The organism is Sphingomonas kaistensis (assembly GCF_036884275.1).
Lineage (GTDB): Bacteria > Pseudomonadota > Alphaproteobacteria > Sphingomonadales > Sphingomonadaceae > Sphingomicrobium > Sphingomicrobium kaistense_A.
Genome location: NZ_CP145607.1, coordinates 270,205 through 284,589, shown reverse-complemented (window position 1 = coordinate 284,589; position 14,385 = coordinate 270,205). Strand labels below are relative to the sequence as shown.

Genomic DNA, 14,385 nt, shown 5'->3' with positions numbered 1-14,385 from the left:
GGTGACGGCCGCGCTGAATCGTCTGCTTCCCGACGGCGACCTCGGCCTGGCCGTATCGGGCGGTCCCGATAGCCTTGCCTTACTGCTGCTCGCCGCAAGGACGCGGCCGGGGCGGGTGCGTGCGGCCACGGTCGATCACGGGCTGAGGCCGGAAAGCGCGGGCGAAGCCGCGATGGTCGCCGCCTGCTGCGCCGAGCTCGGCGTGCCGCACGATCGTCTCACCGTGTCCGTCGAACCGGGCGCGAGCCTCCAGGCGCAGGCGCGCGAGGCGCGTTATGCGTCGCTGGGAGAATGGGCGGCGGGTCATGGCCTAGCCGCCGTCGCTACCGCGCATCATGCCGACGATCAGGCCGAGACGCTGCTAATGCGACTGGCGCGGGGGAGCGGAGTCGGGGGGCTTGCGGGTATCCGTGAAGAGCGGGCGCTGGCAGAGGGCATCAGGCTGGTCAGGCCGCTGCTCGGGCTGAGAAAAGCCGAGTTGGTTGCTTTGGTCGATAGCACCGGGTGGAGCGCTGTCGACGATCCGTCCAATCACGACCCACGACACGACCGGACGCAGGCGCGGGCGTTGCTGGCGGAGACGCCGTGGCTCGAGCCGGAGCGACTGGCCCGCTCGGCGGCGGCACTGGCGGATGCGGCTGAGGCGCTGGAGGCGATGACGGCGCGCGAGTGGGCTGAGGAAGTGCGACGGGAGCGCGAGGCCCTTGCCTATCGCCCGTCGCCGCTGCGCGAGATCAGGCGGCGGATCGCGGCGCAGGCGATTGGGGAATTGAACCCAAACGCGGCAGTGCGCGGCCCCGACCTCGACCGGCTGATCGGAGCGCTCGACGGCGGGAGCGGCGGAACGCTTGCCGGGGTGATGGTGCGGGTCGCGGGGGGCGAGTGGCTGTTCCGCCTCGCGCCCCCGCGCCGGACTTAGTTGGCGCTGATCGCCTTGGCCATGCTGTCGGCGAAGGACACGCTGCGGACCCAGCCGGCGAACCCGTCGTAGATCGTCCGCGCGGCCTGCGCGATGGTCAGCGGGCGGTCGGTCCCGCCGCGGGCGAAGAACGCCACCGCAAGGCGGCGCCCGTCCGGCAGGGTCAGATAGCCGACATCGCTGGTGTAGTTGTTGAGCGTGCCGGTCTTGTGCGCGATCGGCACCCCGGCGAGCAGGCCGCGGATGCGGTTCTTGCCGGTTGCGCAGCGGGCCATGACGTCGAGCAGATAAGCGCGATTGGCAGGAGTCAGGATGTTGCCCTTGTCGAGGCTGCGCAGCATCTGGACCATGGCGACGGGCGACGCGCTGTCGCGCAGGTCCCACAGGTCGCGCTTGTCGGCGAGCAGGCGGGCGATGTTGCGGTCGACCCGCACGCCGCGAATCTGGTTGTGCTCGAGCCAGTCCTGAATCGCGCGCGGCCCGCCGAGATTGGCGATGAGGAGATCGGTCGACTGATTGTTCGACTTGATCATCATCGATTCGATCAGCGACCGCGCGCTTTGTCCGGCGATCACGGTGTCCATCCGCCGGCGCCCGGCTTCGACCTGGTCGAGATAGGCGGCGGCGACCGCGACCTTCATGGTCGAGGCCATCGGATACGCCTTGTCGCCGTTGATCGCGACCGTTTCGCCGGTGGCGAGGTCGAGCGCGGCGACGCCGACGTCGCCCGAACGGGCGGCCAGCAGCGAGGATAATTGTTGTTCGAGGGACTGCAGGTGCGGGCTGGACGCGGCCAGCGCCGGCTGGGCGGCGACCAGGCTCAGAATCCAGGCGAGCAAGGCAAAAACGCGCATCTGGGCTCCATATCCAAATCGAAAGAAACCGTTCGATCCGTCCCCTTATGACGGCGTTCGGCTCACTGCTTCCTTAACGGTATGTCGAAGTTCCGTTGTCTCACAAGCAGATGGGTCAGGGGTGAGGCGAGTTGTGGCGACGGCGCGGCGAATCGAGTCACCTGGTCTCACGCGTTACCCAAAGCGGGACGCTTTTTTCCGAATGACGCCCGCCCTCTAGGCGGTTGGCCGCGCATCTCCTACATTGCGTGCCATGGACGAGAAGAACAAGAAGCCGGGCACGCCCTGGAGCAAGAGCCTGCTGATCTGGGTCGGTGTGCTGTTGGGCCTGGTGCTGTTCGCGCAGATGCTCGAAGGCGGCAGCCGCGCGCAGACCGGCAACCCGATCGCTTATTCCGATTTCATCCGCCAGGTCGGCGAAGGCAATGTCCGCCAGGTCACCAGCAGCGCGACGCCCGCGGGCAATCAGGTGATCAGCGGCAAGCTGGCCAATGGCGAAGCCTTCCGCACCACCGCCCCGTCGGACGCACAGGTCACCGAGCGGCTGCTCGCCGCCGGCGTGCAGGTACAGGTCAAGGAAGCCGAACAGTCGAGCATCTGGTGGATCATTCTGGTCCAGTCGCTGCCGTTCATCCTGATCCTCGGCATCAGCTTCATCATCATGCGCAACATGCAGAAGAATGCAGGGTCGGGCGCGATGGGCTTCGGCAAGAGCCGCGCCAAGGTGCTGACCGCCAAGGAAGGCCGCGTGACCTTTGCCGATGTCGCGGGCATCGACGAAGCGCGCGAAGAGCTTCAGGAGATCGTCGAGTTCCTGAAGGACCCGGGCCGCTTCGCCCGTCTCGGCGGCAAGATCCCCAAGGGCGCTTTGCTGGTCGGCTCGCCCGGCACCGGCAAGACCCTGCTCGCCCGTGCCATCGCGGGTGAGGCTGGCGTGCCCTTCTTCACCATTTCGGGTTCGGACTTCGTCGAAATGTTCGTCGGCGTCGGCGCGAGCCGTGTCCGCGACATGTTCGAGCAGGCCAAGAAGAGCGCGCCGTGCATCGTCTTCATCGACGAAATCGACGCGGTCGGCCGTCATCGCGGTGCGGGCCTCGGCAACGGCAATGACGAGCGCGAGCAGACGCTCAACCAGCTGCTGGTCGAGATGGACGGGTTCGAGGCCAACGAAGGCATCATCATCATCGCCGCGACCAACCGTCCGGACGTGCTCGACCCCGCGCTGCTGCGTCCGGGCCGTTTCGACCGCCAGGTCGTCGTGCCGCGTCCCGACATCGAGGGCCGCGAGCAGATACTGGGCGTGCACATGAAGAAGGTGCCGCTGGCCCCCGACGTTGATGCCCGCACCATCGCCCGCGGAACGCCGGGCTTCTCGGGCGCCGATCTTGCCAACCTCGTCAACGAGGCCGCCTTGCTTGCCGCGCGCAAGGGCAAGCGGCTGGTCGCGATGAGCGAGTTTGAGGAAGCCAAGGACAAGGTGATGATGGGGACCGAGCGCCGGTCCATGGTCATGACCGAGGACGAAAAGCGGATGACCGCCTATCACGAGGCGGGCCACGCCATCGTGGCGGTGCACGAGCCGGCGTCCGATCCGATCCACAAGGCGACCATCATTCCGCGCGGCCGTGCGCTGGGCATGGTGATGCGCCTCCCGGAGCGCGACAGCTACAGCTACCATCGCGACAAGATGCACGCGAACCTGGCCGTCGCGATGGGCGGCCGCGTCGCCGAGGAGATCATCTTCGGCTACGACAAGGTGAGCTCGGGCGCGTCGTCGGACATTCAGTATGTCACCACGCTGGCGCGCGACATGGTCACCAAGTGGGGCATGTCGGACGAGATGGGGCCGCTGCAATATGCCGAGGCCGACGAGGAAGTGTTCCTGGGTTATTCCATGAACCGCCAGCGCCAGATGAGCGACGAGACTGCCAAGGCGATCGACAAGGAGATCCGCCGGATCGTCGAGGGCGGGTACGAGCGGGCCAAGCAATTGCTCGGCACCCACGAGGACCAGCTCCACACGCTCGCCAAGGCGCTACTCGAATATGAGACGCTGTCGGGCGAAGAGATCAAGACGGTGCTCGAAGGCGGCTCGATCGATCGCGGCAACAGCGCGCGCCCGGTGGTGCCGCCGGCCGGAGTCGGTATTCCCAAGACGCGCAAGCCGACCGGGTTCGGTGGAGCAGCGCCCGCCGGGGCCTGATCGCCGCTCAAGACAGACAATGCGAAACGCCGTCCCGGTCAGCACCGGGGCGGCGTTTTCTTTGATTGTTCACTTTGCCTTCATCGCAAAACGAGCCATCGTGCGGTTATGCGACCTGTATTTGCCGCCGCCTTGCTGCTTGCGCTCAGCACTCCCACCGCCGCCGCTGCCCCCGGCACCGCCGAAAACTTCCTCAACCGCGCCGACCGGCTGCTGGGCAAGGGACCGATGGCGCTGTTCGATGGCGATTATAAAAAGCTGAAGGCCGAAGGGACCGCTGCCGGCGAAAGTATCCGGCGCGAACGTGAGGCGGCGGAAAAGGCCGGGCGTCCAATCCTCTATTGCAGCCCCAAGCCGCGCGCCGATCTGGGCGATCGCGAATTCCTGTCGCGGTTGCGCCAGATCCCGCAGGCCGAGCGCCAGCGTCTGACCCTGCGTGCGGCGATGCTGCAGGTGCTGCAGCGCAAATATCCCTGCCGCAAGTAAGCGGCTTCTTCTCTTCAACAGGAGTGACGATGCGATCCATGACCCTCGCCTTTGGCGCTGGCCTGCTGTCGCTGGCGGCCGTCCCCGCGGCGGCCCAGTCGATGAATGCCGACGTCTATCACGCCCGCGCGGCGGCGCTGATGAAGAAGGGGCCGCTGGCGCTGATGCACCGGGGCGAGATCCGCGCGCTGATGGAAGAAGGCAAAAAGGCGGGTGAGAAATCGCGCGAACAGCGGCTGGCGCTGGCCAAGGCAGGCGGCAAGCCGCGTTTCTGCCCGCCCGAGGGCAAGCAGGCGATGGATGCGCGCGAATTCATGGCGCGCCTGGGTGCCATTCCCAAGGCCGAGCGTCAGCGGATCGACATGACCGAAGCGCTGACCCGCATCATGGCCGCCAAATATCCCTGCAAGGCTTAGCCCAGCACCCCGAGCAGCAGCAGGAGCATTCCGAATAGGCCCGAGGCCAGCATCGCGAAGAACAGCACCGCCACCGTGCGCCACAGGGCGCTGAGGCGCGTCAGCTCGTAAGCGCCGCGCAGCTGGCGGTAGATGTGGATGGGCGGGATCACCGTCATCGCCATCAGCGCCGCCTGTCCCGATAGCCCGAGCGGGCGGAGCAAAGTCAGGATGATGAAGCCGAGGCTCATGAAGGTGATCGAATAGGTCACGAACACCGTGTGATCATACGCCCGATACCGGCGGTAGCGGCGGCGGTGGAGGAACAGCAGCCACAGGAACGGCACCGACAGCGGGATCAGCGCCCAGCTGTATTTGTAGCCGTTGGTCTGCAGCTTGTAGAAGAGGAGCGACGGGTTCTTTTTGGCCTTTTGATAGGCCCGTTCGAACCAGCTGTCGGAGCCATCGCCGCCGCCGGCCTGCGTCACGTTGGCGGGTTCTTCGAGCGCCGGAGCATCCACGTCGCCACCCGCCACCGCCATCGCCGTTTCGTAGATTTCCCGCTCCAACTGAAGATCGCGCTGCTGGTCGGCGATGCGGCGATCGATCTCGGCCGTACTCGCGCCGGCGGCGGCGAGGCGGGCGCGTTCGGCGCGAAGTTGTTCGAACTGTCCGAGCGAAACCTCGCGCTGCTTGACAAAATCCTTCGCGGCCTGGGACCGCTCGGTCGGGGTCGGCCGCTTGCCGCCGATCGCGACGGGCCCGCCGAGCGCCGAGATGACCGCGAACATCACGAAGACGCTGAACAGGAACAAGGCGACCGGTGACACGAACGAGGCGCGTTCGCCCGCGATATAGCGGCGGGTGAGTTCGCCCGGGCGCCAGGCCAGCATCGGCAGCGTGCGCCAGATCTTACCTTCGAAATGGAACACCCCGTGCAGCAGGTCGTGCCCGAATGCGCCGAGCGAGCGGTGGACGTGGGCGTGCTGGCCGCAGTTGTGGCAATAAGCGCCGACCAGCGCCGCGCCGCAGTTGAGGCAGGCCCGCTCGGTGGTGTGGCCGGTGCCGTCCACGCCTGTTTGCGGCTCGACGGAGCGCGCGGCGATGCCCCCGGTGACAGCATCTGCGATCGGTTCGACGACGTTCATGATAGTTTGCTTCCCCTGCAAGGCAGAGTGGCAGACAGCGGCCAGCGCTGCTAGCCCTTCCGCGCATGACGCGGCGCATCGGCCTGCTTGGTGGAAGCTTCAATCCGGCGCATCGTGCGCACCGGGCGATGAGCCTTTCCGCCGCCGCCGCGCTGGGACTGGACGAGGTGTGGTGGCTGGTCAGCCCCGGCAATCCGCTGAAGCCCAAGAAGGGCATGGCGCCGTACGACGCGCGACTTGCCTCGGCCCGGGCGCAGGCACGGCGCTCGATCATTCGGGTCAGCGATATCGAGCGCCGGCTCGGCACGGTTTACACGGTTGATACTGTCGCGGCGCTTGCCCGGCGCTTCCCCCGCCACCGCTTCATTTGGCTGATGGGCGAGGATACTGTGGCGCAATTCCATCAGTGGAAGGATTGGCGCAGACTGGCCGCCACGGTGCCAATTGCTGTTTTGTCGCGTCCCGGCTATGATGACGAGGCCCGCACGGCTCGCGTGTCGGGCTGGCTTCGGCGCTTCGTCCGGCCCGAAGCACAGGCACGGGACTGGACGCGTTGGAGTGCCCCGGCGATCGTCTTCCTTGGGCTACCGCCTGACCGGACTTCCGCAACGCAGCTTCGCGCCGCCGATCCCCTTTGGCACGAACGTTTCGCCCGCAACACGGATGCGGGTCGGGACGTTGATCCTTTCGCAGAACACAGGAGAAACCTTGGCTGATACCCCTGAAACGGCAGGCGCTCGCACGCCCGCTACTGTCGAGGACCTGCACGCGGCGGTTCTCCGCAGCCTCGACGACGATCAGGCAGTCGAGGTCGTGTCCATCCCGCTCGCCGGCAAGTCGAGCATCGCCGATCATATGGTGATCGCATCGGGCCGATCGACCCGGCAGGTCGCCAGCATGGCGAACAAGCTCGCCGACCGGTTGAAGCAGGATTATGGCAAGCTGGTCCGGATCGAAGGTCTCCCGACCGCCGATTGGGTGCTGATCGACGCCGACGACGTGATCGTCCACCTGTTCCGCCCCGAAGTGCGCAGCTTCTACAATCTCGAACGCATGTGGGCATTCGGGGACGAAAAGGCGGCGGCGGCGGGTTGAGCCGCGTGGGCCACGGCCCTTCGCCTACGTGCTTCGCGCTCCGCTCAGGACCAACGAGTTCGTTCGCCCTGAGCGAAGTCGAAGGGCGCTTGCGCCACGGCTGAAACGTGCTCCTTCACATCATCGCCCGCGGCAAGATCGGCCGGTCGCCCGAGGGCGAGCTGGTCGAGCGGTATCTCAAACGCCTGACGTGGCCGCACAAGCTGACCGAATTACCCGACCGCGGGGGGACGGTGCCGCTGGCGCCGAGCCCGTGCGTCACCGTGCTGCTCGACGAGCGGGGCAAAGCGCTGGCGTCGAGCGAGCTGGCGGAGAAGCTCGACAAGTGGCGCGATGCGGGAACGCGGGAGTGCCGGTTCGTCCTCGGCGCCGCCGATGGGCATGAGGACGCCGAGCGGGCGAGCGCCGACCTGCTGCTGAGTTTCGGCGCGGCGACCTGGCCGCATCTCCTCGCCCGCGCCATGCTGGCCGAGCAATTGTACCGCGCGACGAGCTGGCTTGCGGGCCATCCCTATCACCGGCAAGGCTAGGCCCATGCGCCGCCTGTTCCTTCTCGCGCTTGCGCCGTTGCTGGTGTCGGCAGCCGATCCGGTGCGGGTCGCGCAGCAGGAAGCCGCGGCTGCCGCCGCCGAGCAGAAGCGGCTCGAAGCGGCGGCGGAGGCGGCGCGCAGCGACGCGCAAAAGGCGGCCGCCCGGCGCGCGGCCGAAGCGCAGGCGATGCTGGCGGCGGACACTCGAATCGCGCTGACCGAAGCGCAGTTGGCGGTGCTGGAACGACGCCGCGCTATCCTCGACGCGCGCCTGGCCGAAGCGCGGCGTCCGGCGACCGCGATGCTGGCGGGGCTGGCGGAAGCGGGGCGCAGGCCGGCGTGGCTGATGCTGGCGACCGCCGGCGGGGCGGAAGAGCAGGTGCGGCTGACCGCCCTGGTCCGGGCGCTCGGTCCCGAGGTCGAACAGCGCAGCGCCGCGCTGCGCGGGGAGGCGGAGGCGCTTGCCGCCACGGTGCGGGCGCAGCAGGGCCTGCGCGACCAGCTTGCCCAAGAACGCAAGGCCGCGGCCGCGGCGCAGCAGCGCTTTGCGGCGCGCGAGCGCGAGGCGCTGGAGGCGGCCCGAAACAATGAAGCCCAGGCGTTCGATGCGGGGGACGAGGTGTTGGGTCGCGGCGAGCGGTTGGCGATGCTTCAAAGCGAGGCGGCACGGCGACAGGCGGCGCATGCGCTGGCCGCCTCGCTGGCACGCTTGCCGGCTTCCGAGCCGCGCCCGCTTCCTTCGGACGAGCGCCGGACGCCGCCGCCGTTCGCCTGGCGCCTGCCAGCCGGGGGCGCGGTCACGGTCGGGATGGGCGAACTGGCCGATAACGGCGTCCGGGCGCGGGGGCTCACCGTGTCGTCGGCGGCCGGAACGCAGGTCGTCGCGCCGGCAAGCGGGCGGATCGCCTTTGCCGGACCCTTCCGTGCCCGCGCCGGGGTGATCGTCGTCGATCATGGCGACGGCTGGGCGAGCTTGCTGACCAACGTCCGACCGGCGGTGCGGGTCGGTGACAGGGTCGCTGCGGGCGAGGCGCTTGGACGCGCCCTCGGCCCCGTCACCGCCGAGCTGTTTGAAGGCGGCCGGCCCGAGCCCGCCGCCTTGTTCGCGCGTTCCCGGCCCGATACCCCTTAAATCCTCATCGGGCGTTCATCCGCGCCGCTGTTAAGTGGGCGGTGAAATGGCTAAGACTGGACCCATGATCCGCAAGCTCCTCCCCCCGCTCGCTCTTGTCGGGGCGCTCGCCCTGGTTCCCGCCGTTACCGCCACCCAAGCGGCAACGGACGCGCAGACCTACAAGGAGCTCGAAACCTTTATGGGCGTGTTCGAGCGGGTTCGCGCGAACTATGTCGACAGCGTCGACGATCACAAGCTGATCAAGGGCGCGATCGACGGGATGCTGGCGAGCCTCGATCCGCATAGCTCCTATCTCGAAGCCTCGGATTTCCGCCAGCTCAGAACCACCACCGACGGCAATTACGGCGGGCTCGGCCTGTCGGTCACGCAGGAGGACGGGACGGTCAAGGTGATCAGCCCGACCGAGGATACGCCGGCCGACCGCGCCGGCATCAAGGCGGGCGATTACATCACCCACTTGGACGGCGAGCTGCTGTACGGTCTCGACCTCGACGAAGCGGTGGAAAAGATGCGCGGTGCGCCGGGCAGTCCGATCAAGATCACCATCGTGCGCCCCGGCCGCGACAAGCCGTTCGACGTCACCATCCGCCGCGAGCGAATCGAGCTTCGCCCGGTCAAGTGGGAGCTGAAGGACGGCATCGGCGTCCTCAACATCAACACCTTCTCGGGCAATGTCGGCGAGCAGGTGGAAGCCGCGCTGACCGCGATGGACAAGGCGGCGGGCGGCAAGCCGCTGGGCTATGTCATCGACCTGCGTTCGAACCCGGGCGGGCTGCTCGATCAGGCGGTGCAGGTCAGCGATGCGTTCCTTGAGCGGGGCGAGATCGTGTCCGAGCGCGGGCGCGAGAAGAACGACATCGAGCGTTTCTATGCCCGGCCCGGCGACCTCACCGGCGGGCGGCCGATCATCGTGCTGGTGGATGCCGGTTCGGCGAGCGCGGCGGAGATCGTCGCGGGCGCGCTGCAGGACCATCGCCGCGCTTTGGTCATGGGCGAGCGCAGCTTCGGCAAGGGCTCGGTTCAGACGGTAATCCAGATGGACCAGGAAAGCGCGTTGCGCCTGACGACTGCTCGTTATTTCACGCCGTCGGGCCGGTCGGTGCAGGCGGGCGGGATCGACCCCGATATCGTCGTGCCGCAGCTGAGCGATCCCGATTACAAGGACCGCCCGGCGATCCGCGAGGCGGACCTTCGCCGCCACCTGATCGCGCAGAACAAGGTCGACGATAAGCTGCTCGAAAAGGACGACGCGACCGATCCGCGGTTCAACATGACCGCCGCCGAGCTCGAGAAGAAGGGCATCAAGGACTTCCAGCTTGATTATGCGGTGAAGGCGCTGAAGCGGCTCGCTTCCGGTCCGGGCGGAGCGCCGCGGGCCCGCTGATGGACGCGCGCAGCGGTTATCTGAAGCAGGGCGCGGGAAGCCGTTTGCGGCTGGCGCAATGGCTTGCCGTCGCGGTGCCGGGCGCGCTGCTGCTCGGCGCGGTGGGTTCGCAGCATCTCGGCGGCCTGAACCCGTGCGAAATGTGCTTCTGGCAGCGCTGGCCGCATCTGGCGGCGGTGGTGCTAGCCGGCCTGTCGCTGGCGCTGCCTCGCGCGGCCCGGCCGCTGACCTTGCTGGCGGCGCTGGCGATTGCCGTGTCGGGCGCGATCGGCGCGTTTCATGCTGGGGTCGAGCAGGGCTGGTGGGAGGGCCTTACCACCTGTTCGACCGTTGCCACCGGCGCGACGCCTGAAGAGCTGCTGAAATCGATCATGGCCACCCCGCTGATCCGCTGCGACCAGATTCAGTGGACCTTCCTTGGCCTGTCGCTGGCAGCGTGGAACGCCGTCATTTCCCTTTTTTCCGCTGGAGCGATCCTATGGCTGATCAAGAAGCGCTGACGACCAGCTGGAAGCCGGGCGACCGCAAGCCCGATCTCCATTCGATGATCCGCGTCGATCACGCCGGAGAATATGGCGCGACGCGCATCTATGCCGGGCAATTGGCGGTGCTGCGCGGATCTTCGCGCGCGGCGCATCTGGTGACCCACATGGCGGCGCAGGAAGACCGGCATCTTGCCCGGTTCAACGAGCTTTTGGCCGAGCGGAAGGTGCGGCCGACCCTTTTGCAGCCATTGTGGCACGTAGGCGGCTTCGCGCTCGGCGCGGCGACGGCGCTGCTCAGCGAAAAGGCGGCGATGGCCTGCACCGCGGCGGTGGAGACCGAGATCGACCGGCATTATGAGGAGCAGTTGGTCGAGCTTGGCGATCAGGATCCCGAATTGTCGGCCGATATCCGCCAGTTTCAGGCCGAGGAGCTGGAGCATCGCGAAACCGCGCTCGAGCATGGCGCGCTGGAAGCGCCCGCTTATCCGCTGCTGAGCTTCGCCATCCGCTCGATCTGCAAGGTTGCGATTGCGGCGTCCAAGCGGATCTGAGCCGGGAACGCGATTTGGCCCCGAGCGCTGAAGCCTCCTGAAAGGTATGCAATGATGAACACCCGTCACCTCCTTGCGCTCGGCGCCCTTGTCGGCAGCGGCCTTGTCGCCGCCCTTCCGGCGACCGCCCAGCAGGCGCAGCAGCGCACCCGCGAGATCATCGTGTTCGGCACCGATCCCTGTCCGCGTGCCACCGACGATGAAGTGGTGGTCTGCGCCCGCCGTCCGGAAAAGGACCGTTACCGCCTGCCCGAAAACCTCCGTCCGAGCGGCCCGCCGCAGCTCAGCCAGAGCTGGGGCGTGCGGTCCAAAGAGCTGGCGACGATTGGCCAGACCGGTCCCGGCACTTGTTCGGGCGTCGGCCCGGGTGGCGACTTCGGTTGCGCGCTGAAGGACATCCAGCGCGGCGTCGCCGAGCGCAACGAGCAGGACGTCACCGACAGCCCGCCCGAATAAGGGTGCGCGCCTAGCTCGCCTGCTTGCGCGCCGCGATCCACGCGCCGACCTGCGCATCGAGTGCGTCCAAGGGGATCGCGCCCTGGCCGAGCACCGCGTCGTGGAAGGCGCGAAGGTCGAATTTGTCGCCAAGCTCCTTTTCCGCGCGGGCGCGCAGCTCGCGGATCTTGAGCTCACCGATCTTGTAGGCGAGCGCCTGGCCGGGATTGGAGATGTAGCGGTTCACCTCGGCGTCGATGTTGGCTTCGGTCAGGGTCGAATTGTCGCGGAAATATTGCACCGCCTGCGCCTTGCTCCAGCCTTTGGAGTGGAGCCCGGTGTCGATCACTAGCCGGCACGCGCGCCACATTTCGTAGCCCAGCCGCCCCATGTTCTTCTGCGGCGTGTCGTAGATCCCCATCTCGATCCCGAGCCGCTCCGAATAGAGGCCCCAGCCTTCGACAAAGGCGGTGAAGAAGGCGACCTGCCGCCGCCATTCGGGGAGGTCGAGCTCCTGTTGCAGCGCGATCTGCTGGTGATGGCCGGGGACGGCTTCATGCACCGTCAGCGCCGGGATTTCCCATGACGGGCGCTGGTCGAGCTTGGTCGTGTTGACGAGATAGAAGCCGGCGATGGCGGTGGCGGGGCTGCCCGGTTGGTAGCGCGCGGTGGTGTCGCCGGGGGCGGTGGCGAGGTCCATCGGGCGGATGCCATAGGGCAGGCGGGCGAGGCGGCCGATCAGGCTCGGCATCTTGCCATCGATCGCCTTGGCCTGAAGCGCGGTGGCTTCGAGCAGTTCGGTGTCGGTCTTGAAGTACCATTTGGGGTTGGACCGCATGTCGGCGATCATCGCCTCGCGGCTGGCGAAGCCGGCGCTCTTGGCGACCTGTTCCATCTCCGCCCGGATTCGCGCCACTTCGCTGAGGCCCAGCTTGTGAATCTGGTCGGGAGTCATGTCCGTGGTCGTGTGGCTGCGGACCTGCGCGGCGTAATAGGCGAGGCCGTTCGGCTGGTCGGAGGCCGAAACGCTCTGCCGGCAGCGGCCCTTGAGGTCGCGGTCGTAGGTCGCGGCGAACTGGCGGTAGGCGGGGTTGATGCCGGTTTCGACGAGGGTCCGGGCCTGCCCCTGCAGCGCGGTCCATTCGGCGGCCGGAATATTGGCTGGGCGCGCGGCGGCAAACGGGGCGTAGAAGCGCGACTTGGTGGGATCGGCGGTGATCACGCCGGTGATCGTCTCGGGGAACCGGGTCATGGTGACGCACGGCTGGACGAAGCCTTCGCGCGCGGCCTTGACGCTGAGGTCGCCGTAGGCGCGCATCCGCTCGGGCACGAGCGCCAGCCGGGCAAGATAATTGCGATAATCGGACGCGCTGCGGAAGGTCAGGCCCTCGGCCATGCCGGCGAGGCTGCCGTGGTAGCTACCGAGCACCGAATAGAGGAGCTGGCGCTGGCCGAAGCGGTTCATGTCGACCTGCTCCTGCAGCAGGGAGCGAAGGATCGCGGCATTGGCCCGCTCGGTTTCGCTGAAGCCGGTCTGCGGAATGGCGTTCAGGCGGGTCAGGAAGGCTTGCGAGGCGGCGGCCTGGCGATCCATGTCGGCAAGGCTGACGGGTGACAGTTCGCGGTCGTAGGTCGTGACCCCGACCGAACTTGCCAGCAGCGGGTAGGAACGCAGGATCTCTGCCCAGTAGTCGTTCTGCAGCTTCAGGAAGTCGTCGCTTGGAGCAGCCGCGCCGGGCGTGGCGGCGACGAGCGCGGTGGCGGCGAGCAGGACGGTGAAGCGGCGCATGGATTTCCCCCGAGGTGGTTGCGGCGCAGGCTAGATCATCCGCGGGGTCATGCAAGGCGATCCATTGCACTGGTGGAACGAGTGCGGCGGCGAACGGTTTGCCCCTTCAACAGGAGAACATCCCCATGCGCACAGACCCGAGCGGCGCGCTCACCACTCTTACCCGCTTGGGCTTCGCCTCGCGCGGGTTGCTGTATCTGGTGATCGGCTATCTGATCCTCAAAAGCGGACGGACCGAGGATACCAGCGGTGCCTTGTCGATGCTGGCCGAAGGCGGCGGGCGAATCCTGCTCGGGCTGATGATTGCCGGTTTCCTGGCCTACGGGCTGTGGCGGCTGTCCGATGCGGTGTTCAACATCGAGCGGCACGAGGATGGCAAGAAAGGCCTTGCCCAGCGCGGCGGCGCGGCGGCGAGCGGGGTCGTCCACCTGTTCCTCGCCTGGCAGGCGATACGGCTGTTCAATCAGTCGGGCGGCGGCGGTGGCAGCGGCGGCAGCGGAACCCAGGAACAGGCGCAGTCGGCCTTGTCGCTGCCCGGCGGGCAGTTGTTGCTGGTCGTTGCCGGTCTGACCCTGCTGGTCGTCGGCCTGCTGCAGTTCAAGAAAGCCTACAAGGCCGAGTTTCTGGAGCATCTGGAACCGGGTGTCGCGCACCAGCCGTGGGCCCGTTACAGCGGGCAGGCCGGCTATGCGGCGCGGGGTGCTGTGTTCCTGATCAGCGGCGCGTTCCTGACCAGCGCGGGCTTCAAGGAGCAGGCCGGCGAAGCGGGCGGCATGGAAGAAGCGCTGACCTGGCTCACTTCGCCGTGGGATCTGGTGGTGGGTGCCGGACTGCTGTTGTTCGGGGTCTATTGCCTGATCGAAGCGCGCTTCCGGGTAATCAACGACGTGCCGGTCGACGGCATTGCGAACAAGGCTCGCTCCAAGCTTCCGATCTGAAGGTAAGCGCCGGAAAAGCCGGGAAAAGCTTGCCTTTG

General features: G+C 67.4%; 16 protein-coding genes. 13 read left to right on the top strand and 3 right to left on the bottom strand.

The features are described 5' to 3' along the window. Position 1 precedes the first annotated feature (1 nt). On the top strand, positions 2-919 hold the full coding sequence (gene tilS / locus V6R86_RS01280) for a tRNA lysidine(34) synthetase TilS (protein WP_338501343.1): 918 nt from the start codon (positions 2-4) through the stop codon (positions 917-919). On the opposite strand, the gene V6R86_RS01275 is transcribed toward tilS, so the two are convergent. Continuing rightward, positions 916-1,773: a serine hydrolase gene (locus tag V6R86_RS01275; RefSeq protein WP_338501341.1), complete on the bottom strand. Its 858-nt coding sequence runs from the start codon at positions 1,771-1,773 to the stop codon at positions 916-918. The genes tilS and V6R86_RS01275 overlap by 4 nt on opposite strands. A gap of 253 nt (positions 1,774-2,026) precedes the next feature. Here V6R86_RS01275 and ftsH point away from each other — a divergent pair, with 253 nt between their 5' ends. The 3 genes from ftsH (at position 2,027) to V6R86_RS01260 (ending at position 4,878) form a co-directional block, all read left to right on the top strand. Beyond that, positions 2,027-3,976, top strand: a complete 1,950-nt coding sequence (ftsH, locus tag V6R86_RS01270; RefSeq protein WP_338501339.1) for an ATP-dependent zinc metalloprotease FtsH — start codon at positions 2,027-2,029, stop codon at positions 3,974-3,976. Positions 3,977-4,084: 108 nt separating this feature from the next. Then, the gene (locus V6R86_RS01265) at positions 4,085-4,462 is read left to right on the top strand and encodes a hypothetical protein (protein ID WP_338501337.1); all 378 of its coding nucleotides are present in this window, start codon (positions 4,085-4,087) and stop codon (positions 4,460-4,462) included. Between the two features lie 29 nt (positions 4,463-4,491). Next, complete coding sequence (locus V6R86_RS01260) at positions 4,492-4,878, top strand: hypothetical protein (RefSeq protein ID WP_338501336.1); 387 nt, start codon at positions 4,492-4,494, stop codon at positions 4,876-4,878. Here V6R86_RS01260 and V6R86_RS01255 read toward each other — a convergent pair. Further along, entirely contained in the window at positions 4,875-6,005 is a 1,131-nt protein-coding gene (locus V6R86_RS01255) for a DUF3667 domain-containing protein (protein WP_338501334.1), read from the bottom strand. The genes V6R86_RS01260 and V6R86_RS01255 overlap by 4 nt on opposite strands. Before the next feature lie 65 nt (positions 6,006-6,070). Here V6R86_RS01255 and V6R86_RS01250 point away from each other — a divergent pair, with 65 nt between their 5' ends. The 8 genes from V6R86_RS01250 (at position 6,071) to V6R86_RS01215 (ending at position 11,641) form a co-directional block, all read left to right on the top strand. Continuing rightward, positions 6,071-6,721 (top strand): nicotinate-nucleotide adenylyltransferase, encoded by a 651-nt coding sequence (locus V6R86_RS01250; protein WP_338501332.1) that lies wholly within the window; start codon positions 6,071-6,073, stop codon positions 6,719-6,721. After that, positions 6,714-7,100 (top strand): ribosome silencing factor, encoded by a 387-nt coding sequence (gene rsfS / locus V6R86_RS01245; protein WP_425335931.1) that lies wholly within the window; start codon positions 6,714-6,716, stop codon positions 7,098-7,100. The genes V6R86_RS01250 and rsfS overlap by 8 nt, the downstream gene beginning before the upstream one ends. A 107-nt stretch (positions 7,101-7,207) precedes the next feature. Next, positions 7,208-7,630, top strand: coding sequence for a 23S rRNA (pseudouridine(1915)-N(3))-methyltransferase RlmH (locus V6R86_RS01240; protein WP_338501331.1), 423 nt, complete (start codon positions 7,208-7,210; stop codon positions 7,628-7,630). Positions 7,631-7,634: 4 nt separating this feature from the next. Next, a complete protein-coding gene (locus V6R86_RS01235) occupies positions 7,635-8,762 on the top strand; it encodes a murein hydrolase activator EnvC family protein (RefSeq protein ID WP_338501329.1) in 1,128 nt (375 codons plus the stop codon). Positions 8,763-8,826: 64 nt separating this feature from the next. Continuing rightward, a complete protein-coding gene (locus V6R86_RS01230) occupies positions 8,827-10,149 on the top strand; it encodes a S41 family peptidase (protein WP_338501328.1) in 1,323 nt (440 codons plus the stop codon). Then, positions 10,149-10,649: a disulfide bond formation protein B gene (locus V6R86_RS01225; RefSeq protein ID WP_338501326.1), complete on the top strand. Its 501-nt coding sequence runs from the start codon at positions 10,149-10,151 to the stop codon at positions 10,647-10,649. The genes V6R86_RS01230 and V6R86_RS01225 overlap by 1 nt, the downstream gene beginning before the upstream one ends. Then, the gene (locus tag V6R86_RS01220) at positions 10,628-11,185 is read left to right on the top strand and encodes a demethoxyubiquinone hydroxylase family protein (RefSeq protein WP_425335930.1); all 558 of its coding nucleotides are present in this window, start codon (positions 10,628-10,630) and stop codon (positions 11,183-11,185) included. The genes V6R86_RS01225 and V6R86_RS01220 overlap by 22 nt, the downstream gene beginning before the upstream one ends. 54 nt (positions 11,186-11,239) lie before the next feature. Beyond that, entirely contained in the window at positions 11,240-11,641 is a 402-nt protein-coding gene (locus V6R86_RS01215) for a hypothetical protein (RefSeq protein WP_338501325.1), read from the top strand. Between the two features lie 10 nt (positions 11,642-11,651). On the opposite strand, the gene V6R86_RS01210 is transcribed toward V6R86_RS01215, so the two are convergent. Further along, positions 11,652-13,409 carry a DUF885 domain-containing protein gene (locus tag V6R86_RS01210; protein ID WP_338501323.1) on the bottom strand — a complete coding sequence of 586 codons (1,758 nt, stop codon included), beginning with the start codon at positions 13,407-13,409 and terminating at the stop codon, positions 11,652-11,654. 125 nt (positions 13,410-13,534) lie between these two features. On the opposite strand from V6R86_RS01210, the gene V6R86_RS01205 reads away from it, so the two are divergent. Then, a complete protein-coding gene (locus tag V6R86_RS01205) occupies positions 13,535-14,347 on the top strand; it encodes a DUF1206 domain-containing protein (protein ID WP_338501322.1) in 813 nt (270 codons plus the stop codon). Positions 14,348-14,385 lie beyond the last annotated feature (38 nt).